Origin of the sequence: Xanthomonas sp. 1678 (assembly GCF_031455575.1) — a bacterium.
Classification (GTDB): Bacteria; Pseudomonadota; Gammaproteobacteria; order Xanthomonadales; family Xanthomonadaceae; genus Xanthomonas_A.
Genome location: NZ_JAVDSZ010000007.1, coordinates 243,661 through 269,777, shown reverse-complemented (window position 1 = coordinate 269,777; position 26,117 = coordinate 243,661). Strand labels below are relative to the sequence as shown.

22 protein-coding genes are annotated in these 26,117 nt (G+C 71.4%); 14 read left to right on the top strand and 8 right to left on the bottom strand.

Going from position 1 to position 26,117, the window contains the following annotated elements; genetic code table 11:
- Positions 1–67 precede the first annotated feature (67 nt).
- From J2Y70_RS14575 to J2Y70_RS14560, 4 genes are all read right to left on the bottom strand, one after another.
- Entirely contained in the window at positions 68–1,519 is a 1,452-nt protein-coding gene (locus tag J2Y70_RS14575) for a UdgX family uracil-DNA binding protein (protein ID WP_309918904.1), read from the bottom strand.
- Complete coding sequence (locus J2Y70_RS14570) at positions 1,506–2,015, bottom strand: hypothetical protein (RefSeq protein WP_309918901.1); 510 nt, start codon at positions 2,013–2,015, stop codon at positions 1,506–1,508. Before J2Y70_RS14570 ends, J2Y70_RS14575 begins: the two co-directional genes overlap by 14 nt.
- Positions 2,008–3,252, bottom strand: coding sequence for a putative DNA modification/repair radical SAM protein (locus J2Y70_RS14565; RefSeq protein WP_309918899.1), 1,245 nt, complete (start codon positions 3,250–3,252; stop codon positions 2,008–2,010). The genes J2Y70_RS14570 and J2Y70_RS14565 overlap by 8 nt, the downstream gene beginning before the upstream one ends.
- Positions 3,253–3,360: 108 nt before the next feature.
- Positions 3,361–4,167 carry a class III extradiol ring-cleavage dioxygenase gene (locus J2Y70_RS14560; RefSeq protein ID WP_309918896.1) on the bottom strand — a complete coding sequence of 269 codons (807 nt, stop codon included), beginning with the start codon at positions 4,165–4,167 and terminating at the stop codon, positions 3,361–3,363.
- 191 nt (positions 4,168–4,358) lie between these two features.
- On the opposite strand from J2Y70_RS14560, the gene J2Y70_RS14555 reads away from it, so the two are divergent.
- Both J2Y70_RS14555 and J2Y70_RS14550 read left to right on the top strand, forming a co-directional pair.
- Positions 4,359–5,267 (top strand): LysR family transcriptional regulator, encoded by a 909-nt coding sequence (locus J2Y70_RS14555; protein ID WP_309918893.1) that lies wholly within the window; start codon positions 4,359–4,361, stop codon positions 5,265–5,267.
- A 111-nt stretch (positions 5,268–5,378) separates the two neighbouring features.
- Positions 5,379–5,948, top strand: coding sequence for a flavodoxin family protein (locus J2Y70_RS14550; protein ID WP_309918890.1), 570 nt, complete (start codon positions 5,379–5,381; stop codon positions 5,946–5,948).
- An 82-nt stretch (positions 5,949–6,030) separates the two neighbouring features.
- On the opposite strand, the gene J2Y70_RS14545 is transcribed toward J2Y70_RS14550, so the two are convergent.
- Entirely contained in the window at positions 6,031–6,933 is a 903-nt protein-coding gene (locus tag J2Y70_RS14545; RefSeq protein ID WP_309918887.1) for a LysR family transcriptional regulator, read from the bottom strand.
- 108 nt (positions 6,934–7,041) lie between these two features.
- Here J2Y70_RS14545 and J2Y70_RS14540 point away from each other — a divergent pair, with 108 nt between their 5' ends.
- From J2Y70_RS14540 to J2Y70_RS14495, 10 genes are all read left to right on the top strand, one after another.
- Positions 7,042–8,124 carry an aldo/keto reductase gene (locus J2Y70_RS14540; protein ID WP_309918884.1) on the top strand — a complete coding sequence of 361 codons (1,083 nt, stop codon included), beginning with the start codon at positions 7,042–7,044 and terminating at the stop codon, positions 8,122–8,124.
- Between the two features lie 243 nt (positions 8,125–8,367).
- A complete protein-coding gene (locus tag J2Y70_RS14535) occupies positions 8,368–9,363 on the top strand; it encodes an aldo/keto reductase (protein ID WP_309918881.1) in 996 nt (331 codons plus the stop codon).
- A 97-nt stretch (positions 9,364–9,460) separates the two neighbouring features.
- Complete coding sequence (locus J2Y70_RS14530) at positions 9,461–10,162, top strand: glycosyltransferase (protein ID WP_309918878.1); 702 nt, start codon at positions 9,461–9,463, stop codon at positions 10,160–10,162.
- A gap of 121 nt (positions 10,163–10,283) precedes the next feature.
- The gene (locus J2Y70_RS14525; RefSeq protein WP_309918876.1) at positions 10,284–10,691 is read left to right on the top strand and encodes a GNAT family N-acetyltransferase; all 408 of its coding nucleotides are present in this window, start codon (positions 10,284–10,286) and stop codon (positions 10,689–10,691) included.
- 111 nt (positions 10,692–10,802) lie between these two features.
- On the top strand, positions 10,803–11,819 hold the full coding sequence (locus J2Y70_RS14520) for a 3-oxoacyl-[acyl-carrier-protein] synthase III C-terminal domain-containing protein (protein WP_309918873.1): 1,017 nt from the start codon (positions 10,803–10,805) through the stop codon (positions 11,817–11,819).
- A gap of 1 nt (position 11,820) precedes the next feature.
- Positions 11,821–12,798, top strand: a complete 978-nt coding sequence (locus tag J2Y70_RS14515; RefSeq protein WP_309918870.1) for an NAD-dependent epimerase/dehydratase family protein — start codon at positions 11,821–11,823, stop codon at positions 12,796–12,798.
- 166 nt (positions 12,799–12,964) lie between these two features.
- Positions 12,965–13,813: an MBL fold metallo-hydrolase gene (locus tag J2Y70_RS14510; protein WP_309918866.1), complete on the top strand. Its 849-nt coding sequence runs from the start codon at positions 12,965–12,967 to the stop codon at positions 13,811–13,813.
- Positions 13,806–14,987, top strand: a complete 1,182-nt coding sequence (locus J2Y70_RS14505) for an ATP-grasp domain-containing protein (protein WP_309918863.1) — start codon at positions 13,806–13,808, stop codon at positions 14,985–14,987. Before J2Y70_RS14510 ends, J2Y70_RS14505 begins: the two co-directional genes overlap by 8 nt.
- Entirely contained in the window at positions 14,984–16,093 is a 1,110-nt protein-coding gene (locus J2Y70_RS14500) for a hypothetical protein (protein ID WP_309918860.1), read from the top strand. Before J2Y70_RS14505 ends, J2Y70_RS14500 begins: the two co-directional genes overlap by 4 nt.
- 264 nt (positions 16,094–16,357) lie before the next feature.
- On the top strand, positions 16,358–17,371 hold the full coding sequence (locus J2Y70_RS14495) for a Rieske 2Fe-2S domain-containing protein (protein WP_309918857.1): 1,014 nt from the start codon (positions 16,358–16,360) through the stop codon (positions 17,369–17,371).
- Here J2Y70_RS14495 and J2Y70_RS14490 read toward each other — a convergent pair.
- Positions 17,361–20,354: an EAL domain-containing protein gene (locus tag J2Y70_RS14490; protein WP_309918854.1), complete on the bottom strand. Its 2,994-nt coding sequence runs from the start codon at positions 20,352–20,354 to the stop codon at positions 17,361–17,363. The two genes, J2Y70_RS14495 and J2Y70_RS14490, sit on opposite strands and share 11 nt — an antisense overlap.
- 109 nt (positions 20,355–20,463) lie before the next feature.
- Entirely contained in the window at positions 20,464–21,411 is a 948-nt protein-coding gene (locus tag J2Y70_RS14485; RefSeq protein WP_309918851.1) for an oxygenase MpaB family protein, read from the bottom strand.
- A gap of 219 nt (positions 21,412–21,630) precedes the next feature.
- Between J2Y70_RS14485 and J2Y70_RS14480 the strand changes: the two genes are divergently transcribed.
- Together J2Y70_RS14480 and J2Y70_RS14475 are read left to right on the top strand one after the other, a co-directional pair.
- Positions 21,631–22,248, top strand: coding sequence for a hypothetical protein (locus J2Y70_RS14480; RefSeq protein WP_263397035.1), 618 nt, complete (start codon positions 21,631–21,633; stop codon positions 22,246–22,248).
- Between the two features lie 452 nt (positions 22,249–22,700).
- On the top strand, positions 22,701–24,791 hold the full coding sequence (locus tag J2Y70_RS14475; RefSeq protein WP_309918849.1) for a TonB-dependent siderophore receptor: 2,091 nt from the start codon (positions 22,701–22,703) through the stop codon (positions 24,789–24,791).
- A gap of 903 nt (positions 24,792–25,694) precedes the next feature.
- Here J2Y70_RS14475 and J2Y70_RS14470 read toward each other — a convergent pair.
- The gene (locus J2Y70_RS14470; RefSeq protein WP_309918846.1) at positions 25,695–26,102 is read right to left on the bottom strand and encodes a hypothetical protein; all 408 of its coding nucleotides are present in this window, start codon (positions 26,100–26,102) and stop codon (positions 25,695–25,697) included.
- Positions 26,103–26,117: the final 15 nt, after the last annotated feature.

Sequence of the window (26,117 nt, the reverse complement as noted above, 5' to 3'; positions counted from 1 at the left end):
GTACCTTCGGCCGACAGCGGACGGCGCTGCCTGCACACTTCAACGACGGACGAACTCGCACAGGCGGTCAGTCGCCGGCACTGGCTGCGCGCGGTGCCTGCATCTGCTCTGCCAGAACGCGCAAGTCGTGCACGAAGCCTCGATAGGCGGCATCGGCCGTATCGCCGCCACGCTGGCGCAGCACCCATGACGGATGCACGGTGGCCAGGGCGCGGGTGCCGTCGGCCAGCGCCTGCCACTGCCCGCGCTGCGCCATCAGCGCGAACCCGTTGCCCAGCACCGCGCGCGCCGCGGTCGCGCCCAGGCACAGCACGATGCGCGGCCGCACCCACGCCAGTTCGCCGGCCAGCCAGAACCGGCACGCCTCGACCTGCGCGCGTTCGGGATTGCGGTGCAACCGCGCCTTGCCACGCTGCTCGAAGCGGAAATGCTTGACCGCATTGGTCACGTACAGCCCGCCGCGGGCGATGCCCAGTTCGCCCAGCGCGCGATCGAACAGGCGCCCTGCCGGCCCCACGAACGGCCGCCCGCTCAGATCCTCCTCGTCGCCGGGCTGCTCGCCCACCACCATCACCGCCGCATCGTGCGGTCCCTCGCCGAACACGGTCTGCGTGGCCGGCTGCCAGAGCTCGCAACGCCGGCACTCGCGCGCCGCGGCGCGCAGCGCATCCAGACTGCCATCGGCATCGGCATCGGCATCGACCGCGGCCGGCGGCGGCGTGGGAATGCGTCGCCGCACCGGCTCCGGCGCACGTTCGGCCATCTCGCGCACGCGCTGCCCGGCTTCGCGGATCAGGCCCGGCAGCAACTGCGTCTCCGGCAGGTTCTTCCAGTACTTCTGCGGCATTTCCTGGCGCATCATGGTCGGATTGAGCCGCGCCGGATTGAAGATGTTGGCGTAGTAGGTCCGCCACAACGCATCCTGCGCATCGTCGGCCGGTGCATCGTCGCGCTGCGCACCGGCGCCGAACTGCAACGCGTCCCCATCCCAGCGCACGCTGCGATACGGGGTCAGGATCGCCCAGCGCATCCCGGCGAAACGGCGCGCGAAGAACGGCGCGATGCGATCGACGATGTGGTGCTCCGGCTCGAACCAGGCGACGAACGCCTCCTCCTCGCCCGGCACCTCGCGGAAGCGCACGAACGCCTTCATCTTGTGGCTATCGCGGCGCACCGCCTGCGCCCACTGCTGCGCCCGATGCACATCGGCATCGGTGACCCGCTGCAACAGCGCCCGCTCGCCCGACGCGACGCGCCACAGCAACCGATACAACACCGCATGCCGCTGCGGATCGCGATGGCACAACACCGCCCCCGCCAACGCCAGGAATTCCGCGGACACCCGCGGCGCCGCCACCACCGCCGGCAACCCGCCCACCTCCGCCCCCGCCAACAACCCACCCTGCGCATCCCCCTCCCAGAGCAGCGACTCTGGCGCCACCTGCGCACACCACGCCGCCCGCGCCGCCACCCGCCACGCCTCCAGACTCCACCCCGGCACCACCTCAGCCCGAAACACAGCCCAGCCCCCGCATCACCCAACCAACACCAAAGCAAAAGGCAAAAACGCCAGCACCTTTGCCACCACAGCAACTACTGCTCTTGCTCTTGCTCTTGCTCTTGCTCTTGCTACTGCTCTTGCTCTTGCTCTTGCCGTTGCCGTTGCCGTTGCCGTTGCCAGTGATTTTGATCTTGACCTTTCCCGCCTTAAAGCGAGCCGAGCACCGCAGTGACGAGCGGCCGAAGAGGCGCCCCTGTTTGAGCGAAGCGAGTTTGGGCGCCGTGCCGCTCGTCGCGAGGAGCGCAGGGGACCGGTGCGGCTGTATCGCACCGGCTCGTGTCGGGCGGGAGCGGTTTTGGTTACTTTTGCCAAGACAAAAGTGACTCGCGCCGACCGGCGCGAAAGCTCTTGATCTTGCTCCAGCTTTTGCAGTTGCTGTTGCTTCTGCAGATGCAGATGCAGATGCAGATGCAACCACCATCGCAACAGACCCCCACCCCACCAAGTCAATCAAACAACCCACCCTGCCGCGGCGCCGGCGCCAACTGCGCCCGCAACCGCTGCGGATCGTCCAACCGCCGCCGCGGATGATGATCGACCACACTGACGAACGGCAGCACCTTCTTCATCGGCATCCGCAACCGCGCCAAATCCCCCACCCGCAACCGCGCATGCCGCCGCGACACCAACAACCGCTCCACATTGCGCGTCCCCAATCCCGGCACCCGCAACAACATCTCCCGCGCCGCCGTATTCAGATCGACCGGAAACCGCTCCGGATGCCGCAGCGCCCAGGCCAGCTTCGGATCCACGTCCAGATCGAGCATGCCGCTGGCCGCCTCCGGCGCGATCTCCTCCACCGAGAAATCGTAGAAACGCAGCAGCCAATCGGCCTGGTACAGGCGATGCTCGCGCTGCAACGGCGGCGCCTGCAGCGGCAGCTTCGACGACGCATCGGGAATCGGACTGAACGCCGAGTAGTAGACCCGCCGCAACCGGTAGTTGCCGTACAGATTGTGGCTGGTGCGCAGGATCGCGCGGTCGTCGGCACCATCGGCGCCGACGATCATCTGCGTGCTCTGCCCGGCCGGGGCGAACCGCGGCGGCTTGGCGCTGAGCTTGCGCTCGGCCTTGCGCGCCTCCTTGTTTTCCTCGATGCGCCAGCGCAACTCGCCCATCGCCGCGCGGATGCCGCCGACGTTCTTTTCCGGCGCCAACTGCGCCAGGCCCTGTTCGGTCGGCAACTCGACGTTGATGCTGAGCCGGTCGGCGTAGCGGCCGGCCGCGGCCAACAGCTCCGGCGCCGCATCGGGAATGGTCTTGAGATGGATGTAGCCGGCGAAGCGGTGCTCCTCGCGCAGCTGCCGCGCCACTTCCACCAGCTGCTCCATCGTGTAGTCGCTGTTGCGGATGATGCCGCTGGACAGGAACAGGCCCTCGATGTAGTTGCGCTTGTAGAAATCCAGGGTCAGCTTCACCACCTCGGCCGGGGCGAAGCGCGCGCGGCGCACGTTGCTGGACACGCGGTTGACGCAGTACGCGCAATCGAACACGCAGAAGTTGGTCAACAGGATCTTCAGCAGCGACACGCAGCGGCCGTCGGGCGTGTACGAATGGCAGATGCCCATGCCCTCGGTGCTGCCGATGCCGCCGCTGCGCAGCGAATGGCGCTTGTCCGCACCGCTGGAGGCGCAGGAGGCGTCGTATTTGGCCGCGTCGGCGAGCACGGCGAGCTTTTCCAGGGTGTTCACCCGCGGACGATGCGCGCTTGCCGTCTCAACCTGTGAGACGGCGATGCGCCATCGCCTTCACCGCGATGAATCGCTCAGCCCGCGGCGCACCGCCGCGGCGGCCACCGGTCAGGCGGCGAGGCGCTGCGCGCCGCCGTCGAAGCGATACAGGTCCATCGCAATCATCCCGGCGTCGATGCCGGCATCGATGCGCTGCGCGCCCAACCCGCCCTCGCCGGCCGCACCCATCGCGAAGTAGATCGGCAGCCAGTGTTCGTCGGTGGGATGCGCGCGTTCGGCGAATGGCGCTTGCCGGCGGTAGTCGAGCAACGCCGGCAGGTCCTCGCGCGCCAGCGCCTGCTCCACCCAGCCGATGAAGGGGCGCACGTAGGGCGCGTCCTTGCCGTCGGCGTAGCGGCCGAAGTCGTGCAGGTTGTGGGTGATGCTGCCCGAGCCGACCAGCAGCACGCCATCCTCGCGCAGCGGCGCCAGCGCCCGGCCCAGCGCCAGCTGATGGGCCGGGCCCAGCTCGGGCTGGATCGACAGCGGCACCACCGGGATGTCGGCCAGCGGATACAGCAGCGACAGCGGCACCCACACCCCATGGTCCAGGCCGCGGCGTTCGTCCAGGTGGGGCTGCAGGCCCGCCCGATCGAGCCGCTCGGCGACCTCGCGCGCCAGCGCCGGCGCGCCCGGCGCCGGGTACTGCATCTCGTGCAGTTCACGCGGGAAGCCGCCGAAGTCGTGGATGGTCGGCGGCTGCGCGGCGCCGCCGACCAGCGGCCGCCGTCCCAGCCAGTGCGCCGAGGCCACCACGATCGCGCGCGGGCGCGGCAACGCCGCCGCCAGTTCGGCCAGCCGCGCGCCGACCAGGCCCGGATGCAGCGCGGTCATCGGCGAACCGTGCGAGATGTACAGCGAAGGCAAGCGGGACATGGTGGGTCTCCAGGGGAATGAGGCGGCGGATGCCGGGCGACGCGGCCGCCGGCGATCGGCACAGCCATGCATCGCGTCGCCGACGCCGGCGGTCGCGATCGTCGGTCACGGCGCCAGGAACCCAGGGTATTCCCGACCCGAGGGGAGATAAATTACCCTCCGACCGGATATCTATTTCAGGAACGGCAACAATGGATACGCTGGACGCGATGCGCGTGTTCGTCACCGTGGTCGATCGCAACGGCTTCAACGCCGCCGCCGACGCGCTGGGCATGTCCACCGCCAGCGTCACCCGGCAGGTGGCCTGGCTGGAGAAGCGGCTGGGCCTGCGCCTGCTCAACCGCACCACCCGCCGGGTCAGCCCGAGCAGCGTCGGCACCGGCTACTACCAGCGCTGCCAGGTGCTGCTGGCCGAGTTCGACGACATGGAGGCGGCGGTCGGCGAGCAGGCATTGACCCCCTCCGGCACGCTGCGGATCAACGCGCCCTTCAGCTTCGGCATCGCCCGGCTGGGGCCGCGCCTGGCCGGCTACCGGGCGCGCTATCCGCAGGTCGCCCTGGACCTGTCGCTGTCGGACCGGCTGGTGGACATCGTCGAGGAAGGCTACGACATGGCGATCCGCATCACCCGGCAGGTGACGCCGACCCTGATCGCGCGCAAGCTCGGCGAGGTGCAGGCCTTCCTGTGCGCCGCGCCGGCCTACCTGGAGCGCGCCGGCACGCCGCGCCTGGCCGCCGACATCGCCGGCCACGAGTTCCTCAACTACAGCTACGTGCCGCTCGACGAGTTGCCCCTGCGCGGCCCCGACGGCGAGACCCGGGTGCGGGTACACGGCGGGCTGCGCGCCAACAGCGGCGACGTGCTGCGCGAAGCCGCCATCGCCGGGATGGGCATCGTCGTGCAGCCGGACTTCATCGCCCAGGAGGCGCTGGAGGACGGGCGCCTGGTGCGGGTGCTGCCCGACCACCAGCTCGAGCCCATTGGCGTGTACGCGGTCTATGCCAGCCGCAGCCACCTGGCGCCGAAGGTGCGCAGCTTCATCGACTACCTGGTTGAGGTCGGCATCGAACGCGAGATGCACGCCGACGCGACGCCCTGACGCCGACGCGCGGACGCCGGTCGGACACAACATCCCGCGCGTGGCGATGATCCAAGCGGCGGCGCATGCGCACAATGCCCGCGCTTCCCCCGCCACTTCAGGAGCTCCCCCATGAGCAAGATCGCAATCGTCTATTTCAGCGGCTACGGCCATACCGCCAAACAGGCCGAAGCCGTGCACGCCGGCGCGGCCAGCGTCGGCGAGGCCACGCTGTACCGCATCGACCAGGACGGCAACCTTCCGGATGCTGACTGGGAAGCGCTCGGCCAGGCCGACGCCATCGTCTACGGCAGCCCGACCTACATGGGCGGCCCGGCTTGGCAGTTCAAGAAGTTCGCCGACGCCAGCTCCAAGCCCTGGTTCTCGCAGGCGTGGAAGAACAAGATCGCGGCCGGCTTCACCAATTCGGCCTCGGTCAACGGCGACAAGTTCGCCACCATCGCCTACTTCTGGACCCTGTCGCAGCAGCACGGGCAGATCTGGGTCGGCACCGGCCTGCTGCCGTCCAACACCAAGGCGCACGGCCCGGCCGACACCAACTGGACCGCCGGCTCGGCCGGCGCGCTGGCGATCTCGCCGTCGGACGCCTCGCCGGAGGAAGCGCCGCGTGCTGGCGACCTGGAAACCGCGCGCCTGCTCGGCCAGCGCGTGGCCGAATACGCGGCCAAGCTCAAGGGCTGAGCCGCGCTCCTGCGTCGCCACCGCCACGGTGGCGACGGAAGGCCGCCGTTGCGCGCGCGGCGCCGGCCGGACGGTGCCGCCGCTACCCTGCCGGCGCGTTCGCCGCGCGCAGGTGGTCGATGAACACGCGCAACTTCGGCGCCAGGTGTTCGCGCGCCGGGTAATAGAGATAGAAGCCGGCGAACGGCTGCTGCCAGTCGTCGAGCACGCGCACCAGGCGGCCGGCGGCGACGTCGGCGGCGACCACCGATTCGAAGCCCTGCGCCAGGCCCAGGCCGGCCAGCGCGGCGGCCTGGGTCAGGCCGCTGTCGTTGAACACCAGGGTGCCGCTCACCTCCACTTCGAAATCGCGGCCGTCGCGGGTGAATTCCCAGGCCATGCGCCGGCCATTGCTCATGCGGTGCACGATGCAGTCGTGGTCGACCAGGTCGGCGGGCGTCTGCGGCAGCGGATGGCGCTGGAAATAGGCCGGCGCGGCGACGATCACCTGGCGCTGCATCGGCCCCAGCGGCACCGCGATCATGTCGCGCGCCAGGCATTCGCCGAGGCGGATGCCGGCATCGAAGCCCTCGGCCACCACGTCGACCAGCGCCGCGTCCACGCACAGTTCCACTTCGATCTGCGGATAGCGCGCCAGGAACGCCGGCAGCCACGGCATCACCAACTGATCGGCCACCGCCCGCGGCAAGGTGATGCGCAGGCGCCCGGCCGGGCGCTCGCGCACCGTGTCCAGGTCCAGGAACGCCGCCTCGATCTGCGCCAGGCCGGGCTTCACCCGTTCCAGGAAGCGCGCGCCGTGTTCGCTCAGCGCCACCCGGCGCGTGGTCCGGTGCAGCAGGCGCACGCCCAGTTGCGCTTCCAGCGCGCGCACCGTCTGCGACAGGGCCGAGGCCGAGACGCCGAGTTCGTCGGCGGCGCGGGTGAAGCTGGCGTGGTGGGCGACGCGGGCGAAAGCGACCACGGCAGGCAGGGGACTGGCAGCCATTGTGAAGCTCAACTTCAAGGAAGATGCAGACTATGCCAGTTTATCCGCGTGGTCGCGCGGCGCATCCTGCCCATCCCGCGGTACCGACCGCTTGCCAGGAACCTCCCCATGACGCTCGACCACTACCGCCTGCTCGGCCGCTCCGGCCTGCGCGTCAGCCCCATCTCGCTGGGCACGATGACCTTCGGCAACGACTGGGGCTGGGGCGCCGACGAAGCCGAAGCCGAGCGCCTGTTCGCGCGCTACGTCGAACGCGGCGGCAACTTCATCGACACCGCCAACACCTACACCAACGGCAGTTCCGAGACCCTGCTCGGCAAGTTCGCCGAAGGCCGCCGCGACCGCCTGGTCATCGCCAGCAAGTACACCCTCAACCCCTTCCCCGGCGACCCCAACGGCGGCGGCAACCACCGCAAGAACCTGCTGCAGTCGGTGGAGGCCAGCCTGAAGCGGCTGCGCACCGACTACCTGGACCTGCTGTACCTGCACATCTGGGACGACACCACGCCGGTGGAGGAAGTGATGCGCGGCTTCGACGACCTGGTGCGCGCCGGCAAGATCGTCTACGCCGGCATCTCCGACACGCCGGCCTGGCAGGTGGCGCGGATGCAGACCCTGGCCGACCTGCGCGGCTGGTCGCCGCTGGTCGCGCTGCAGATCGAATACAGCCTGGCGCAGCGCACGGTCGAGGCCGAGCTGGTGCCGATGGCCGAGGCGCTCGGGCTGGCGGTGCTGGCCTGGTCGCCGCTGACCATGGGCATCCTGACCGGCAAGTACAGCCGCCAGGACCTGGCCGCGGTGCAGCGCCGTGCCGCGGACGGCCAGGCCGGCGCCGAGCGCGGCGATGCCGCGCATGCGCACGAGATGCTGACCGAGCGCGCGCTGGACATCGCCGACGTGGTCAAGCAGGTCGCCTCGGAACTGGGCCGTTCGCCGGCGCAGGTGGCGCTGGCCTGGCTGCTGCAGCGGCCGGGCGCCGGCGCGATCCCGATCGTCGGCGCGCGCACCCTGGCGCAGCTGGACGACAACCTCGGCGCGCTGGACCTGCAGCTGGACGCGCAGCAGTTGCAGCAGTTGGATGCGGTCAGCGCGGTGGCGCTGCCGTTCCCGCACGCGTTCGTGCGCCTGCCGGTGCCGCGGCAGCTGGTGTCTGGCGGCACCCGCCTGCGGCCGCGCACGCCGGCGATCTGAACCGCGCCGGCAACGCGTGGCCGAACGCGGCACTGACTCTGCGCAAACGCCGGCCATGGCATGGTCGGCGCCTGCGCAGATCGCGGCGCGGCGGCGCGTTTGCAGGATCGGACAAGGATCCTGCGCGATCGCGATAACGCACCGCCGCGCCGCGCCCGCATCCTCCCTGCCCCGCGACGACAGCGTCCGCGCTGCGTCTTTTTTCTCCCCCGTCTCCCCCGACTTCCCGACAGGAGCTTCCCGATGCAAACCCGCACCCTCGGCCGCAACGGCCCCCGCGTGTCCGCCCTCGGCCTCGGCTGCATGGGCATGAGCGCGTTCTACGGCGGCCGCAGCGACGACGCCGCCTCGATCGCGGTGATCCACGCCGCGCTGGACCACGGCGTCACCCTGATCGACACCGCCGACATGTACGGCCCGCACACCAACGAAGTGCTGGTCGGCAAGGCCCTGGCCGGACGCCGCGACCAGGCGTTCCTGGCCACCAAGTTCGGCATCAAGCTCGATCCCAACGACCCCAGCGTGCGCGGCGTCGACGGGCGTCCCGAGTACGTGCAGGCCGCCTGCGAGGGCAGCCTGCAGCGCCTGGGCGTGGACCACATCGACCTGTACTACCAGCACCGGGTCGACCCGAACGTGCCGATCGAGGACACCGTCGGCGCGATGGCGCGGTTGGTGGAACAGGGCAAGGTGCGCTTCCTGGGTCTGTCCGAGGCCGCCGCCGGCACCATTCGCCGCGCCCATGCGGTGCATCCGATCACCGCGCTGCAGAGCGAGTACTCGCTGTGGTCGCGAGATCCGGAGGGCGACGGCGTGCTCGAAACGGTGCGCGAGCTGGGCATCGGCTTCGTGCCGTACTCGCCGCTGGGCCGCGGCTTCCTGACCGGCGCGATCCGCTCGCCGGAGGACTTCGATGCCGACGACTACCGCCGCCATTCGCCGCGCTTCCAGGGCGAGAACTTCGCGCGCAACCTGCAGCTGGTGGAACAGGTGCGCACGCTGGCCCAGGCCAAGGGCGTCACGCCGGGCCAGCTGGCGCTGGCCTGGGTGCTGGCGCAGGGCGAGGACCTGGTGCCGATCCCGGGCACCAAGCGCCTGGCCTACCTGGAAGAGAACCTGGGCGCGCTGCAAGTGACGCTGAGCGCCGAGGACCTCGCGCAGATCGAGGCGATCTTCCCGGCCGACGCCGCCGCCGGCACCCGTTATCCGCCGGCGATGATGGCGACCCTGCAGCGCTGACCCGCTGCCTGGATCCGGCCGCGCCGCGCCTGCGGCCGGCCGGCACGCGGCGCGGGCCGATTTGCCCGCGCCGCGCCGGCGTCGCATGATGCCGGACGTGATCTCGTTCATCGTTCCCGCCCACGACGAAGCCGCCCTGATCGGCGACACCCTGGCGTCGCTGCATATCGCCGCCGAAGCCTTGCGGCTGGACTACGAGACCCTGGTGGTCGCCGACGCCTGCAGCGACGACACCGCGCAGGTCGCGCGCCGCCATGGCGCGCAGGTGCTGGACGTGCAGTTGCGGCACATCGCTGCCACGCGCAATGCCGGCGCCGCCGCCAGCCGCGGCCGCTATCTGCTGTTCGTCGATGCCGACACCCGCGTCAACACGCCATTGCTGGCCGCGGCGCTGCGCGCGTTGCACACCGGCGCGGTGGGCGGCGGCGCGCAGGTGCAGTTGCTCGGCGCCGTCGCCTGGCACGAACGCGTGGCGCAAGCCGTGTTCGGCTGGCTGTTCCGCCGCACCGGCATCGCCCCGGGCTGCTTCCTGTTCTGCACGCGCAGCGCCTTTGTGGCCGCCGGCGGCTTCGACGAGCGCTACTACGCCGGCGAGGACGTGGCGCTGAGCCGAGCGCTGGCCCGCCACGGCCGCTTCGTGATCCTGCGCGAGCCGGTGCACACCTCCGACCGCAAGCTGCGCAGTTTCAGCAAGCGCGAGCACCTGGGCCTGCTGCTGCAGTTGCTGCGCCGCGGCCGCGGCATGCTGCGCTCGCGCGAGGCGCTCGGCTTCTGGTACGGGCAGCGCCGCGGCCGCTAGGCGCGTCGCCCATTGCCGCATAGGCCGCATTGGGTCTGTAAAGCGGTTGCGCCCGACTTGGGCGACTTTCTACTATCGGCAAATGGGCGAGAACGGCAACCTGACGATCAGGAATGCGGCGATGGCGGACCGGCAGGCCATCGTGGCGTTGCTGGCGGCGCTGGACTATGCCGGAACCGAGGACTTCATCCAGGCGCGCCTGGCACAGCTGCTGGCGCATCCGGACCAGGCCTTGCTGGTGGCCGCCGCCGGGGACGACGTCGTAGGCGTGTTGTCGCTGCATTTCCTGCCGCAGTTGGCCTTGGCCGGCGACATCTGCCGCATCAGCTATTTCTGCGTGGACGATCGCGCGCGCGGCGCCGGCGTGGGGCAGCGTTTGCTGGCGGAGGGCGAAGCGTTGGCGCGGCAGCGCGGCTGCGACCGCCTGGAGGTGCACTGCCATCGCCGGCGCGAACGGGCGCACGCCTTCTACCGGCGGGAAGGCTTCGTCGAAGCACCCAAATACTTCGCCAAGTCGCTGCATGATTGAGTCGGCTGTCTGAGGCCGCCAGCGACAGACAGCGCCGCGAGTTCCCCAAGAGCGGTTGCCGGCGCCGATCCGCTGGCAGTACGCTGCGCCCCCTTTGCCCGAGCTTTGGCGATGACCGTCGAACCCAGCAGGCCCATCGCGGTGCGCATCCTCGGCACGGGCGACTATCTGCCGGCGCGGCAGGTGGCCTCGGACAGCTTCGACCGGCGCTGGGGCAAGCCCGCCGGCTGGACCCTGCGCCATGCCGGGGTCGGCGTGCGCCACTACGCCGGCGCCGAGGAACCGGCCTCGCTGATGGGCGAACGCGCTGCGCGCGCGGCGCTGGCGGCGGCGCAGCTGGAACCGGGCCAGGTCGATTGCGTGATCTCCGCCTGCAGCCTGATGGAGCAGGCGATCCCGTGCAGCGCCGCGTTGCTGCATGCGCGGCTCGGCCTGCAGGGCAGCGGACTGGCCGCGTTCGACGTCAACGCCACCTGCCTGAGCTTCATCGCCGCGCTGGACCTGGCCGCCTGCGCGATCGCCGCCGGCCGCTACCGGCGCGTGCTGATCGTGTCCAGCGAGATCGCCAGCGTCGGCCTCAACGGCGAGGACATGGACACCGCGCCGCTGTTCGGCGACGGCGCCGCGGCGGTGGTGCTGGGCGCGGACAGCGGCGACAGCGGTTCGCAGTTGCTGGCCGCGCACCTGGAAACCTATTCCGAAGGCATCGAGCATTGCCGGGTCCGCGCCGGCGGCACCCGCCTGCGCCTGGAACACGGCGTGGAGGCGTTGCGCGCCGGCTCGCTGTTCGAAATGAACGGCCGCGCCACCTACCGGCTCGCCGCTGCGAAGTTGCCCGGGTTCCTGCAGCGGCTGCTGGACAAGGCCGGCGTCGACCTGGAGCAGTTGCAGCGGATCGTGCCGCACCAGGCCAGCGCCAAGGCGCTGCGGCACCTGCAGGTCGCGCTGCGGCTGGCGCCGGACACGCTGGTCAACGTGATCGGCACGCGCGGCAACCAGATGGCCGCGTCGATCCCGAGTGCGCTGCACCAGGCCATCGCCGACGGCCGCATCGTGCGCGGCGACCTGATCGGCCTGGTCGGTTCCGGCGCCGGGCTGGCGTTCGGCGGCGCGGTGCTGCGGTACTGACATGGCGCGCATCCTGGTCACCGGCGCGTCCGGCTTCATCGGCGCGCACATCGTCCGCGCCCTCGCCGCCGAAGGCGCGCAGGTCCGCGCCAGCGGCCGCAACGCCGCCGCGCTGGCCGCCTTCGCCGGTGATCCGCGCATCGACGTGGTCCGCGCCGAACTGTGCCGCGACGACCTGGCGCCGCTGCTGCACGGCTGCGACGCGGTGATCCACTGCGCCGCGCTGTCCGCGCCGTGGGCCAGCGCCGAGGTGTTCCGCCAGGCCAACGTGGTCGCCACCGAGCGCATGCTCGCCGCCGCGCAGCGCGCGCAGGTGCGCCGCTTCGTGCACTTCAGTTCGCCCAGCATCTATTTCCGCTTCGCCGACCAGTACCAGGTGACGGAAGAGTTCACCCCGCCGGCGCGCTGGATCGGCGGCTATCCGCAGACCAAGTGGGAAGCCGAGGAAAAGGTGCGCTCCGCCGCCGCGGCCGGGCTGCCGGCGCTGGTGCTGCGCCCGCGCGCGGTGTTCGGCCACGGCGACAACGCGATCGTGCCGCGGCTGCTGGCGGTGGCGCAGCGCGGCTGGTTCCCGCTGGTGCACGGCGGGCGCGCGATGATCGACGTGTGCTGCGTGGAGAACGCAGTCGCCGCGGCGCTGGCCGCGCTGCGCGCCGAGCATGTCGGCGACGGCCGCGCCTACAACATCAGCAACGGCGCGCCGATCGCGGTGCGCGACCTGCTCATCGAACTGTTCGCGGTGCTGCAGCTGCGGGTGCGCCTGCTGCCGGTGCCGCGCGGCCTGGCGCTGGCGCTGGCCACGGTCGGCGAGCAGATCGCGCTGCGCCGGCGCGGGCAACCGGAGCCGCGGCTGAGCCGCTACGGCATCGGCGTGCTCGGCTATTCGCAGACGCTGGACATCGGCCGCGCCCGGCGCGAACTCGGCTACGCGCCGGTGCTGTCCACCGAGGCCGGGCTGGCGGCCCTGGCGCGCAGGTGAGGCGGTCCTGGCAAGTCCGTGGCCCGGCCTGTCCGGCATCGCCTGCCGACGCAGGCGTGCGCGTTTTCGCATGTGTAGGAGGGACTTCAGTCCCGACGCGACTTGCCCGCCCAAGCGCCGTGGCCGCAACATCGCCCACGCACCACGCCGCCGGGCGAGAACGCACATGAGCGCACCGACGCTGCGCTGGCGGCTGTACGAAGCCGGGCACTGCACCCATCCCGAGCGCGCCACGCGCCGCGGCGCGACGCTGGCACCGTGCCAGTTCCCGGCACTGGCGGCGCTGCTGCAGCACCCGGTACACGGCAACCTGCTGTTCGACACCGGCTACTCGCAGCACTTCCTCGATGCCACCGCGCAGTTTCCCGAACGCCTGTACCGCGTGCTGACGCCGGTGCACCTGGCGCCGGGCCAGTCGTTGCGCGAACAACTGGCTCGCGACGGCATCGACGCGGCGGCGATCGGCTGGGTCGTGCTGTCGCATTTCCACGGCGACCACGTCGGCGGCGTGGCCGACTTCGCGCAGGCGCGCATCGCCTGCGCGCAACAGGCCTGGGACGACCTGCAACGGCGCGGGCGGCTGGCGGCGTTGCGCGAAGGCTTCCTGCCGGCGCTGCTGCACGGCGCGCGCGAACGCATGCAGTGGTTCGAAGCATTGCCGACCTGTCCGGCACCGGCGGCACTGCGCGGCTTCGGCACGCTGCGCGACCTGTTCGGCGACGGCAGCGTGCTGCTGGTGCCACTGCCCGGGCACGCACCCGGCCACTACGGCCTGTGGTTCGAGGATGCGCACGGACCGGTGTTCCTGGTCGCCGACGCGGCCTGGTCCAGCGCGGCGATCGCCGACGGCACGCCGCCGCCGGCCCTGGTCACGCATCTGCTCGGCGAGCACCGCGTCTATCGCGACACGCTGGCGCGGCTGCATGCGCTGCGCCTGGCCGAACCGGCGCTGCGCATGGTGCCCTCGCATTGCCGGCAATGGCGGCCGGCCGCGCGCACTGCGGCCGATGGCTAGCGCGCCGGCGGTGCTGATCACCGGCGCGCGCGCGCCGGTGGCGCTGGACCTGGCGCGGCGCTTCGCCGCGCAGGGCTGGCGCGTGCATCTGGCCGACAGCGTGGCCTGCCGTATTTCCGCCTGGTCGCGCGCGGTGACCGCCAGCCATCGCATCGCCCCCGCACGCGACGCGCCGGCCACCTACGTCGCCGACCTCAACGCGCTGGTCGCGCGCCATCGCATCGCGCTGCTGCTGCCGACCTGCGAGGAAGTGTTCTATCTCGCGCGTTACCGCCAGGCGCTGCCGGCGCAACTCGACGTGCTGGTGGACGCGTTCGACACGCTGCGTACGCTGCACAGCAAGTGGCAGTTCCTGCAGCTTGCGCGCACGCTCGATGCCGACGTGGACGTACCGGACAGCATGCGGGTGCGCAGCCTGGCGCAGGCGCGCGACTGGGCCGGCAGCGCGCCGCTGGTGCTGAAGCCGGAATACTCGCGCTTCGGCGTGCACGTGCGGGTGCATCCGCATGGCCTGCCCGCCGCCGCGCCGCCGCTGCCCGACCAGGGCGACTGGGTCGCGCAGCGCTATTGCGAAGGCGAGGAACGCTGTTCGTACGCGGTGGCGCGCGACGGCGTGTTGCTGGCGCATGCGGTGTACCGGCCGCGCTACCGGCTGCAGCGCAGCTCCAGCTATTACTTCGAGGCCGCGCCGTCGCCGCAGATCGAGCGCTTCACCGCGCAGCTGGTCGGCAAGCTCGGTTTCAGCGGGCAGCTCTCCTTCGACTGGATCGTCTCGGCGCAGGGCCGCTGCAGCGTGATCGAATGCAATCCGCGCGCGACCAGCGGCCTGCACCTGTTCGCTGCCGCCGACCCGCTGGTCGCGGCGCTGGACGGCAGCCGCCGCGATCCGGCGGCGGTGGTGCGCCCGGCAGCCACGCGCGCGGCGATGCTCGGCCCGCTGATGCTTGGTGTCGCCCTGCCGGCGGCGCTGCGCCACGGCCAGCTGCGCCGCTGGCGCGATGACTATGCGCGCGCCGACGACGTGCTGGCGCCGCGCGGCGACCGGCGCCCGCTGGCCGGCGCGCTGCGCGACCTGGGCAGCCATGCGCGGCTGGCGCTGGCCCGGCGCTGCACGCTGCGCGAGGCCTCCACCCGCGACATCGAATGGGACGGCGAGGCCCTGCCGCCGCCATGAACGGCGACGCCGAGCCCGGCACCGACTACGCCGTGCAAGCGCAACGCTTCGCCGCGCTGCACGCCGGCCGCGACGCGCAAAGCGTGGGCACCAACCTGTACGCGCGCATCGAAATGCTGCAGGCCGGCGCGCTGGCGATGCCGGCGACGGTCAGCGAGGAGCGTGCGGGCAACGCCTGGGTGTGTTCGCCGCGCACCACCTATGCCGACTACGCCGCCGAGGAAGCCGCGCGCCTGCTGCCGCCGGCATTGGCCGCGCCGCTGCGCGGGCTGTGCGGCGGCATCGGCGCCTGGCTGGACTGGGCGCGGATCGACCGCGCGGTCACCCTCAACAACTGGCTGCTGTCCACCAACCTGTATCCGCCGCTGCCGCCCGAGGGACTGGGTGGCCTGCTGGACGCCGCGCGCGCACGCTGGCCGGACCACGCGTTGTGGTTCCGCTCGTTGAACCGGGTGGACACGCCGCACTGGCTGGACGCGCTGCAGGCGCAGGGCTTCACCCTGATCGGCAGCCGCCAGGTGTACCTGTACGAGGACTGGCCGGCGCTGCTGCAGCACCGCGACCTGGCCCGCGACCTCAAGCTGACCGCACGCACCGACCTGCAGCGCTGCGGCAACGACGCCATCGGCGAAGCCGACTACCCGCGCATCGCCGCGCTGTACGCGCAGCTGTACCTGGACAAGTATTCGCGCTGCAATCCGGACTACCACCCCGAGTTCCTGCGCGCCTGGCACCGCGCCGGACTGCTGCGCTTCGATGGCTTTCGCGACGCGAGCGGCGAACTGGTCTGCATCACCGGGCTGTTCGGTATCGGGCGCACGCTGACCGCGCCGATCGTCGGCTACGACCTGCGCCAGCCGCAGCGGCTGGCGCTGTACCGCACGCTCACCGCGTGCGGCTTCGAACACGCGCTGCGCCATGGCCGCCGACTCAACCAGAGCGCCGGCGCGGCCAGCTTCAAGCGCCAGCGCGGCGGCACACCGGTGATCGAGTACAGCGCGGTGGACGCGCGCCACCTGCCGCTGCGCCGGCGCCAGCCGATCGCCGCGCTCGGCGCGCTGACCGAACGCGTCGGCGTGCCGCTCATGCGCCGCTATCGGCTGTGAACGGCGTGCCCGGGCAAGTGCGGCGGGCGCAGATCGTCGCGGTGCGAACCGCCTGCGTTGCGTGCGTTAGCGCACGCGCAGTGCAGGCCGCGCACGGTCTGCGTGGATCGGCCGCCGCTGCAAGCGCGCGCGGCATACCGATGTCCTGCACAACATGACGATCGCTTGCGGCGACGCCAAAACGCAGCGCCCGCCGGCGCGCACGCGCTACATCGGGAAAGCGCCTCCAGACATCGGCATGCCGCGCATGCGACGCTAGCGGCCATGAACGATTGGCATCCCTCGCTGTACCGACACTGGTTCGCCGTCGCCCGGGCCGACGCGCTGCGCACTCGGCCGCTGGCGGTGACGGTGATGGACCGGCACGCGGCGATCGCGCGCTGCGCCGACGGCAGCCTGCTCGCGCTGGAGGACCGCTGCCCGCACCGGCATGCGCCGCTGTCGGCCGGCTGCGCCACCGGCGACGGCCTGGCCTGCCCGTACCACGGCTGGCGCTTCGACCGCGACGGCGCGCTGCGCGAGATCCCCGGCATGCCGCCCGGGCAGGCGCCGCCGGCGGTGCGGGTGCGCGCCTTCGCCGCGCGCGAACACGACGGATTGATCTGGCTGCGCCCGGATCCCGACGGCGACGCGCACCCGGCGCAATTGGTGCAGGCCTTGCAGCCGCCGTCGCGGCGCTTCCTGTGGCGCACGCGCTGGGAGGCGCACGTGGTCGATGCGCTGGAGAACTTCCTCGACCCGCTGCACACCCACCTGCTGCATCCGGGACTGGTGCGCCGCGGCGGCGCGCGCACCGCGATGCGCGCCTGCCTGCAGACCACCACCGAAGGCTTCCACGTCGACTACGCCGGCGCCGCCGCGCAGAGCGGCTGGCTGTACCGCTTGTTCGAATCGCCGCGCACGCTGGAACGCGCGCACTTCGCCGCGCCGGGCACCGCGCAGATCGAATACCGCTACGCGCGCGGCGGCCGCGTGCGGATCAGCCTGCACTTCACCCCGGTCGGCCCGCGCAGCACCGAGGTGTTCGCCAGCCTGCACGTGGACGGGCGCTGGGCGCCGGCATGGGCGGTGCGCTGGCTGGTGTGGCCGCTGCTGCGCAAGGTCGGCGAGCAGGACCGGCGCATGCTCGCATTGCAAGCGCACAACCTGCAGCGCTTTCCCGGCGCGCGCGGCGCCTCGACCGCGCTGGACCTGGTGCGCGAGCCGCTGCGCCGCTACTGGGACGGCGCGCCGCTGCCGGCACCCGGCGCGCAGCAGTCCGTCGACATCATGCTGTGACCGCGTCGAACGCGCCGAGCGCGTCGATCGCCTGCGCCAACGGCACCGGCCGCCCGATCAGGTAACCCTGCACGTGGTCGCAGCCGTGCGTTCGCAACCACTGCAACTGCTCGGCGCTTTCCACTCCCTCGGCCACCACTTCCAGGCCCAGGCTGCGGCCGAGCGTCAGCAGGGCCTCGCAGATCGACGCATTGCGCGCGTCGCGATGCACGTCGGCGACGAAGCTGCGATCGATCTTCAGCGTATCCAGCGGCAGGTCGCGCAGGTAGGCCATGCTGGAAAAGCCGGTACCGAAATCGTCCAGTGCCACGCACACGCCGAGCGCGCGCAGCTGCCGCAGCACCTCCAGCGCCTGCTGCGGATGCCGCATCAGGCTGCTCTCGGTCAGCTCCAGGTGCAGGCCGTCGGCGGCCAGGCCGGCCTCGGCGCAGGCCTGGGCCAGGTCCGCGACCAGGTCGCCATCGAAGAACTGCAGCGCCGAGACGTTCACCGCCACCGGCAACGCCGGCCAGCCATGCGCCGCCAGCTGCCGCCGTGCCTGCGCCGCGGCGCGCATCACCCAGCGGCCCAGCGGCAGGATCAGCCCGGTGTCCTCGCACAGCTGGATGAACTGATCCGGGGCGATGTAGCTGCCGTCGGCCTGCGGCCAGCGGATCAGCGCCTCCAGCAGGCGCGGCGCGCCGCTGTCGGCACGCACCACCGGCTGGAAGTACAGCTCGAATTCCTGCCGCTCGATCGCCTGGTGGATGCGCCCGGCCAGGCGCAGGCGTTCGCCGATGCGCGCGGACATGTTGCGCTCGAAGCGGGCGACGCTGCGCCCGTCGGCCTGCGCCGCGTGCGCCGCCTGCGCGGCGCTGCCGATGGCCTCCTCGGCGCCGGCGGCATCGTCCGGACACAGCGCCACGCCGACATGCGCCTGCAGTTGCTGGGCGAAGTCGCCGCCCTGCACCGGCGTGGAAACCGCCTCGAGCAGCGCCTGCAACGCCTGCGGCAGCTGCTGCGGATCCAGCACCGCCAGCACGAAGTCCTGCGATGGCTGGTACGCGGTCAGGCCGAAGCGCTCGCCGAGCCCGCGCACGCGCGCCGCCACCGCGCAGCGCACCGCGTCGCCGGCGGCGCGGCCCAGGGTGTCGCCGATCAGCGCCAGGCCGCGCAGCTGCACGTAGGCCACCGCGTAGGCGGCGTGCGGCCGTGCGTTCAGCGCCTCGGCCAGCGCGCGCGGATTGAGCAGGCCGGTGGCGACGTCGTGGCTGGCGCGGAACGCGAGTTCGCGCTCGTAGGCCAGGCGCTGGCTGACGTCCTCGGCCAGGATCAGCCGCGCCGGCGCGCCGCCGAACTCCAGGTCGGCGCTGTGGATGCGCACCGACAGCAGGCTGCCGTCCTTGCGCCGGTGGGTCCAGATGCTCGGCTCGTCGAAGCCTTCGCGCGGCTTGCGCACGTCCGCCAGCAGCCGCTCGGCGTCGCTGGCCGGTCGCAGGTCGAGCAGGGTCATCGCCAGGAACTCGTCGCGGCTGTAGCCGTACTGGCGGATCGCGGCCTGATTCACTTCCAGGAAGCGCAGGCTGTCCACCGCGAACAGCCAGAACGGCAGCGGGTTGCGTTCGAACATCAGCCGGAACTGGCGCTCGGCATCGATCAGCCGCGCCGCCACCTCCAGCCGCTCGCTCACGTCCTGCACCGCACCGGTCATGCACATCCCGTCGCGCCCATGCACCAGCGCGCCGCGCGCGGCCAGCCAGCGCAGGCGCCCGTCCGGCATGTGCATGCGGTACACCGCGTTGTACTCGCCAAGCCCTTGCAGCGCGTCCTCATAGCTGCGCGCCACCCGCGCGCGGTCGTCGTCGTGCACGCGGGCCAGGAACGCGTCGACCGTCATGCTCATCCGCGGCAGCCCCAGCATCGCCCCGGTCGGCTCGGACAGCAGCAGCTGGCGCTGGTCGGTGTCGATCTGCCAGGTGCCGATGCCGCCCATCTCGTGGGCCAGGCGCAGGTCCTCGTCGCCGCGGCGCAGCCGTTGCAGCAGGTGCCGCTGGCGGTGCTCGGCGCGGCGCAGGCTGCCGAGCAGGTAGGTGAACCCGGCCAGGTACAACAGGTACACCGCACTCGCGCCGCCGGCGAACCACCACCAGCCCGCCAGCGCCTCGCGCACCGACAGCCCCGCCACCGCCAGCAGCGGATAGTCGCGCCCGCCGCTGATCGCCACCATCCGCGCCTGCTGCCCGAACACCGCTTCGCGCATGCCCAGCGCCAGGCCCTGCGGTTGCGACCGGGCCAGGCCCGGCGGCAGCTGCACGCGGCCGCCGGCGGCCGGACCGCTGGCGGCCAGCAGCAGGCCGTGGGCGTCGATCAGGCCGACCACGCCGTCGTGCCCGGTATCGAAGCCTGCGACGATCTGCTGCAGCGCCGCGACCCGCCAGCGCGCCAGCACCCAGCCGCCGGAGGCCAGCGGCAACGCCAGGCGCACCACCGGCTCGCCGTCGGCGGTGCGCTGCAGCGGCCCGACGAACACGCCCGCGCTGCCGCGCTGCGCCTGCTGCGTCCACTGGCGCACGCTGGGATCGCTCGCGCCGCCGAGCCAGCGCGCGCCTTGCGCATCCAGCAGCGCCACGCTGTGCAATTCCGGGTGCCGCGCCAGCAACCCCTGCAGCGAGGCCTCGACCAGCGCCGGCGCACGCGCCGGGGTTTCCGTGCGCAGCGCCCACGCGTTCGCCGCCTCGCCGCGCAGCGCTTGGCCCAAGGTGTCCAGCTTCACCTGCAGCAGGCGGTCGGCGCCGGTCGCCAGCGCCAGGCTCTGCCGCTGCGCGGCCGCCAGCCGGTTGTCGCGGTCCTGCACCAGCACGTATGCCAGCGCACCGGCCAGCACCACCGCCAGCAACAGGCCCCACACCAGGATCGCATGCAGCGGCGCGCGCAACGCCCGCCGCAGGCGGTGCCTGAAGCGCAGGTTGCGCGTCTTATCGGTGGCGGAGAAACGGTGCGGCATAGGTCGTCTTTAGAGCGGCACGGCGGCCGCGATCTTGACCGGCCAGGAGCCGTGCATCCGGGTTGCACACGCGCATTCCCGTTCATCTTCCGCAACGGCCGGACCGTACCTAGCCGGGCCAGTGCGCCAGTTGCTGCGGCGCGATCCCCACCCGCCGGCAGGCGCGTTGCGCGATGCCGTCGCTGAGCGCCACCCGGAACAGCGGCGCCAGCCCTTGCAGCATCCGCGCCGAAGCCGCCGCGTGCAGGCCTTGCAGGCGTCCGCGTCCAAGCATCGCCGTGGCCCACGGCGGCAGCGGCGCCGCGCCTGCGCCCAGGAACAGGTCGCGCGACAACCCAGCGGCGGGCACCGGCAGGCGCAGCGAGGACAGCACCGCCAGCACCTCGCGCGAGCGCGCGTCCACCCGCAGCTGCGGGCGCACCTGGGCGAAGTACGCCAGCACTTCGCGCTCGGACGACGGCACCGCCTGCGCGCCCAGCGCCTCGGCCACGCGCCGCACCTCATCGTAGTAACGATCGGCGATGGCCGGCGGCACCGCGCGGCAGTAGCGGCGATAGCCCTGCAGGAAGCCGTAGGCCTCGGTGACGTGCACCCAGGTGAGCAGCGCCGGATCGTCGGCGGCATAGGCGCGGCCGTCCGGCGTGTGGCCGCGGATCCGCGCGTGGATCGCGCGTACCCGCTGGATCAGGCGTTGCGCCTCGGCCAGCGGCGCATAGCTGGTGGCGGCGACGAACTGGGTGGTGCGGCGCAGGCGCCCGACCAGGTCCTCGCGGAAATTGGAATGGTCGTAGACGCCGGCCAGCGCCAGCGGATGCAGGGTCTGCAGCAACAAGGCGCACAGGCCGCCGGAGAGCATGCCGGGGAACTCGGCATGGATGCGCCAGGTGACGCTGTCCGGGCCGAACAGGCCGGCGTCGCCGTGCGGTTGATCGTAGTCGATGCCGCTATGGCCACGCGGGAACGCGCCCAGCACCCAGCGGCGGATCTGGGCGGAAGCCGGGGCGGTGAGCGTACGCAGCATGGCGGTCATCGGCACATGGTAGCGAGCGGCGTGCATGCGCCGCGCAAACCGCATGCCCGCGTTGGCGACGCCGCACGCAATGCAGCGGCCGCCGGGGGCTGCGCGTGCCGCGCCGCAGCCTGCGCGGCGGCGCGGCGCTGCGACGGCCGCATGTGCGATCGCAGCATGGCAATTGCGGCCACTGTGCTAGAAAGAACCTGCCTCAAGATCGCCAGCGGCATCGTCGTTCGTCACCGTATCTGCAAGGAGCCTGTCATGATCGCTTTGTTCAAGGGGTTGGGGTTGTTGCTGGAGGACAACGCGCTGCACCAGCGTTCGTTCCCCGAACAGGTCGCGCATTGGCAGCACAAGAGCGAAGCGCAGCTGCGCTCGGAAGTGGACGTGCTGGCCAAGGCCAAGCAGCAGTGGCTGGTGGCCTCGATCGTCGGCTGGCAGGCGATCTCGCTGGTGATCCTGGGAGTCATCACCAACCAGCTGTGGCAGCACGACTACCACGTGACCTTCTCGCGCATCGTCATCGTGTTCAGTTCGTGGGTCGCGATCCTGTTCGTGATCTGGTTCATCGCCAACATGTTCGACCGCACCGCCGGCTTCGAGCGCTGGCTCACCGCGTTCAACAGCCGCGAGCCGCTGACCGTCGATGCCGACACGGTGGAGTGTGTGGCCGATGCGCTGAACATGGCGCGCAAGTATCCGGAGATCCTCGAGTACAAGCGCGAAGTGGTCGCCAACCGCGAGTTGCGCCACGAGGACATCCGCATCATGCGCGAGATGGGCCGCATCCGCCTGCACGCCGAACTGGTCGCCGCGCTGATCCAGTTCGAAGGGCTGCCGCCGGGCGGCCAGACCGGCGTGTTCCGCGTCGCCGGCTGAGCCGGCTGCGTCGCGCCGTTACTGCACGACGCGTCTCAACTAGGCGCATCGCCCTCCGCAACGGAGGGCGGGCGCAAATCATCGTAGTGGGCATATCGGCGCGCCGCGCGCGGCGACAGCGCTACACCGATGTCCGTCATCCGCACCCATCCAGGTTCTTGCCGCCGCGGCCGTTGGCGGCCGGCATGCGCACCGGTGGCGTGCGCATCCATGCAAGGCATGCCAACGCACCGCAAGTCGGTCGTGCGCCGCCTCGCCCGTGGCCGCCATTGCCCGCAGCGATACTCCTGCGTCTCCCTGACGCAGCGCTCGCGTCGCGACGATGGCGCCCGCCTGCGCGGCGCCTGCACCGGAGGCCGCCCGCCGCGCCGAGCGCCGGCGCTTCGCAAATGCCTCTTCGCGAAATATAATCATTCTCGATTGGCCCTCCCCGCCTCCACCCCACGGTTCCGATGAAACTGCATCCCCTTCCGCTCGCCTGCCTGCTCGGCATGGCGGCTTCCCCGGCTGCGCGCGCGGCCGACGCGACCGACGCCGTGCAGGCCACCGCACTGCCCGCGGTGCAGGTCCGCGCCGAGGTCGACACCGGCTTCCGCAGCACCGCGCCGGCGCAGTCCGACAAGTCGGACGCGCCGCTGGCGCAGACCCCGTTCTCGATCACCGTGGTGCCGCGCGCGCTGCTGGACAGCCAGCAGGCGCAGACCCTGGCCGATGCGCTGCACAACGTGTCCGGCGTGGTCGCCAACACCTTCGGCCGGCGCGGCTGGGACGACCTGATCATCCGCGGCCAGACCGCCTCGGACTCGCTGTTCGTCGATGGCCTGCGCACCGCCGCCAACAACCGCGTCGCCGAGCAGCTGTTCGGCATGCAACAGGTGGAAGTGCTGAAGGGCCCGGCCTCGCTGCTGTACGGCCAGGTGCTGCCCGGCGGGCTGGTCAACCTGGTCAGCAAGCGCCCCGCGCGCACGCCGCTGCGCCGCGCCGAGCTGGGCGTCGGCAGCGACGGCCTGCAGCAGGGCAGCGTCGACCTGAACCAGCCGCTGTCGGCCAACGGCAAGGTCGCGCTGCGCCTCAACGGCCTGGCGATGAATGCGGACGACCCCACCGACCACGTGTATTTCCGCAGCCGCTGGATCGCACCGTCGCTGTCGCTGGACCTGGGCGAACGCACCGACTTCGTGCTGTTGACCAGCTACCAGGAACGCGACTACATCCGCCAGCAGGGACTGCCCTGGGAAGGCAGCGTCGACGCCAATCCGAACGGCAGGATCGACCGTTCGCTGTTCACCGGCGAGCCGACGCAACCGCCGTACCACAGCCACCAGAGCCGCGTCGGCTACGTGCTGGACCACCGCTTCGACAACGGTTGGACCCTGCACCACGCGGCGCGCTGGCAGGCATTCGGGCTGGACGGTTTCTTCATCGCCAACAACGGCCTGGCCGCCGACCTGCGCACGCTGCGCCGCACCGCCACCGACCAGCACTACGACGGCCGCACCTGGGTGCAGGACACCTACCTGCAGCGCGGCGTCGCCACCGGCGCCTGGCAGCACACGCTGACCGTCGGCGTGGACGCGTTCAAGACCTGGGAATGGAACGTGCAATCCACCTGCCGGGTCGGCACGCTGAACGTGTACGCGCCGGTCTACGGCGGCGCCATCGCCTGCCCGGCCACGCCCAGCCGCGACAATCTCAGCGTGGTCGCTTCCGGCGGCCTCTACCTGCGCGACCGCATCCAGTTCGCGCGCGACTGGCAGCTGCTGCTGGGCCTGCGTCACGACCGCAGCCGCAACCGCAGCGAGGACCATCTCACCGGCGTGGACGCGCGCAACGACGCCAGCGCCACCACCGGCTCGGCCGCGCTGATGTTCGATGCCGGCGGCGGACTGCATCCCTACGCCAGCGTCGCCACCTCGTTCTTTCCCAACGTCGGCACCGACGCGCAGGGCGCGCAGTTCGACCCCGAGCGCGGCCGCCAGGTGGAGCTTGGAGTGAAGATGGAACTGGACGCTGGCACCAGCCTGAGCATGGCGCTGTACGACCTGCGCCGGCGCAACGTGCTGCAGGCCGACCCGCTCAACGACGGCTACAGCATCGCGGTCGGCGAGCAGCGCAGCCGCGGCGTGGAGCTCAACGCCGCCGCCGACCTGGGCAGCGGGGTCAGCCTGTTCGCCGGCTATGCCTACACCGACGCGGTGGTGACCGACGACGGCGCGCAACGCGTCACCACCGTCGGCGACCGCCTGTACAACGTGCCCAAGCACAGCGGCTCGCTGTGGCTGCAGTACGCGCCGCATGGCGTGGACGACGGCTGGACCTTCAGCGGCGGCGGCCGCGCCGAAGGCGAGAAGACCGCCTACGGCCACCGCATCCCCGGCTACGTGGTGTTCGACGCCGGCCTGGCCTACCGCCAGGGCCGCTGGCGCTACGCGCTGAACCTGAAGAACGCATTCGACCACGACTACTACAGCGGCGGCCTGCAACGCGCGGTGGCGCTGGGCGACCCGCGCACGCTGCTGTTCTCGGTGGGCGTGGATTACTAGCGCCTGTTTCGCTTGGCAGGAAACTCGGCAGCCCCGGCGACATGTCGGGGCTGAAGCCCCTCCTACAGTGCACCCAGCTCGTCGTCGCGAGCTCCTGCATAGCCCGCGAGCTTCTGTAGGAGCGGCTTCAGCCGCGACGAACGAAGCCATCCAGCTATCCGACCTCGAAAGCAGTCGGGACTGAAGTCCCTCCCACAGTGCACCCAGCAGGCTCGCCGCAATTCATTGTGGGAGCGACTTCAGTCGCGACGAGCGGAGCGTCCGATTGCCGGGTTTCATGGAGCGATCGTGACGGATGGACCCCAAAAGAGGCATCGCAGCGACTTCGGCAACCTGTCGCGGCTGAAGCCGCTCCTACAGTGCACCTGGCGAGTCGGCCGTTTGCTTCCTGTAGGAGCGGCTTCAGCCGCGACGAACGAAGCCATCTGCTGTCCGGCTTCGGAAGCAGTCGGGACTGAAGTCCCTCCCACAGTGCACCCAGACGGCTCACCGCAGGCCACTGTGGGAGCGACTTCAGTCGCGACGAGCGGAGCCGTCCGATTGCCAGGCCTCATGAAGCGATCGCGACAGATGGACCCAAAAAAATCGATATCGCAGCGGCTTCGGCAACCTGTCGCGGCTGAAGCCGCTCCTACAGTGCACCCGGCGAGTCGGCCGTCTGCTTCCTGCAGGAGCGGCTTCAGCCGCGACGAACGAAGCCATCCAGCTATCCGGCTTCGGAAGCAGTCGGGACTGAAGTCCCTCCCACCGTGCACCAGTAGGCTTGGTGCAAGTCTTTGTGGGAGCGGCTTCAGCCGCGACGACGAAGCATCCAGCTATCCGGCTTTGGAAACAGTCGGGACTGATGAGTGGACTCTGACCCGCGACGGTATCGGCAACTGCCCCCTCGACGCCGGTCGCCGCTCAGCCCTGCGCGCACGGCTGCGCCGCCGCCGGGGTCTCGGGCGCGACGCACTGGCCGAAGTCGCGCGGCAGGCCGGGGATTTCTCGGCGCTGGCCGACCTGCAGGTCGAACTCCTGCAGCACGCGCGGTGCGCACGACGCTGTCGCCGTGCCGCTGCCGGCAGCGGCGCCCGGCGCCGCGCAGGCGGCATAGACCTGGTAGTGGCAGTGCCCGCTGCGGCTGTCGACGCAGCGGAACGTGGCCAGCCCGCCGCGGTAGGTGGTGCGGCTGAAGATCACCGCCACGCCGCGCTCGCTGGTATGCACCACGGTCTCGCGGTGGGCGTCGGTGGACAGGTCGAGGTTGGCGTGGCCCTGGCAGCCGGCGAGGCTGAGCAGGCACGACCACAGCGCGGAGAGCAGACGCATGGCGGATTCCTTGTT

Coding starts and splice junctions, on each gene's coding strand:
- J2Y70_RS14560 (WP_309918896.1), bottom strand. CDS start 4,167: ATGTCCCGCTTGCCTTCGCTGTACATCTCGCACGGTTCGCCGATGACC.
- J2Y70_RS14555 (WP_309918893.1), top strand. CDS start 4,359: ATGGATACGCTGGACGCGATGCGCGTGTTCGTCACCGTGGTCGATCGC.
- J2Y70_RS14550 (WP_309918890.1), top strand. CDS start 5,379: ATGAGCAAGATCGCAATCGTCTATTTCAGCGGCTACGGCCATACCGCC.
- J2Y70_RS14545 (WP_309918887.1), bottom strand. CDS start 6,933: ATGGCTGCCAGTCCCCTGCCTGCCGTGGTCGCTTTCGCCCGCGTCGCC.
- J2Y70_RS14540 (WP_309918884.1), top strand. CDS start 7,042: ATGACGCTCGACCACTACCGCCTGCTCGGCCGCTCCGGCCTGCGCGTC.
- J2Y70_RS14535 (WP_309918881.1), top strand. CDS start 8,368: ATGCAAACCCGCACCCTCGGCCGCAACGGCCCCCGCGTGTCCGCCCTC.
- J2Y70_RS14525 (WP_309918876.1), top strand. CDS start 10,284: ATGGCGGACCGGCAGGCCATCGTGGCGTTGCTGGCGGCGCTGGACTAT.
- J2Y70_RS14520 (WP_309918873.1), top strand. CDS start 10,803: ATGACCGTCGAACCCAGCAGGCCCATCGCGGTGCGCATCCTCGGCACG.
- J2Y70_RS14515 (WP_309918870.1), top strand. CDS start 11,821: ATGGCGCGCATCCTGGTCACCGGCGCGTCCGGCTTCATCGGCGCGCAC.
- J2Y70_RS14510 (WP_309918866.1), top strand. CDS start 12,965: ATGAGCGCACCGACGCTGCGCTGGCGGCTGTACGAAGCCGGGCACTGC.
- J2Y70_RS14505 (WP_309918863.1), top strand. CDS start 13,806: ATGGCTAGCGCGCCGGCGGTGCTGATCACCGGCGCGCGCGCGCCGGTG.
- J2Y70_RS14500 (WP_309918860.1), top strand. CDS start 14,984: ATGAACGGCGACGCCGAGCCCGGCACCGACTACGCCGTGCAAGCGCAA.
- J2Y70_RS14495 (WP_309918857.1), top strand. CDS start 16,358: ATGAACGATTGGCATCCCTCGCTGTACCGACACTGGTTCGCCGTCGCC.
- J2Y70_RS14490 (WP_309918854.1), bottom strand. CDS start 20,354: ATGCCGCACCGTTTCTCCGCCACCGATAAGACGCGCAACCTGCGCTTC.
- J2Y70_RS14485 (WP_309918851.1), bottom strand. CDS start 21,411: ATGCACGCCGCTCGCTACCATGTGCCGATGACCGCCATGCTGCGTACG.
- J2Y70_RS14480 (WP_263397035.1), top strand. CDS start 21,631: ATGATCGCTTTGTTCAAGGGGTTGGGGTTGTTGCTGGAGGACAACGCG.
- J2Y70_RS14475 (WP_309918849.1), top strand. CDS start 22,701: ATGAAACTGCATCCCCTTCCGCTCGCCTGCCTGCTCGGCATGGCGGCT.
- J2Y70_RS14470 (WP_309918846.1), bottom strand. CDS start 26,102: ATGCGTCTGCTCTCCGCGCTGTGGTCGTGCCTGCTCAGCCTCGCCGGC.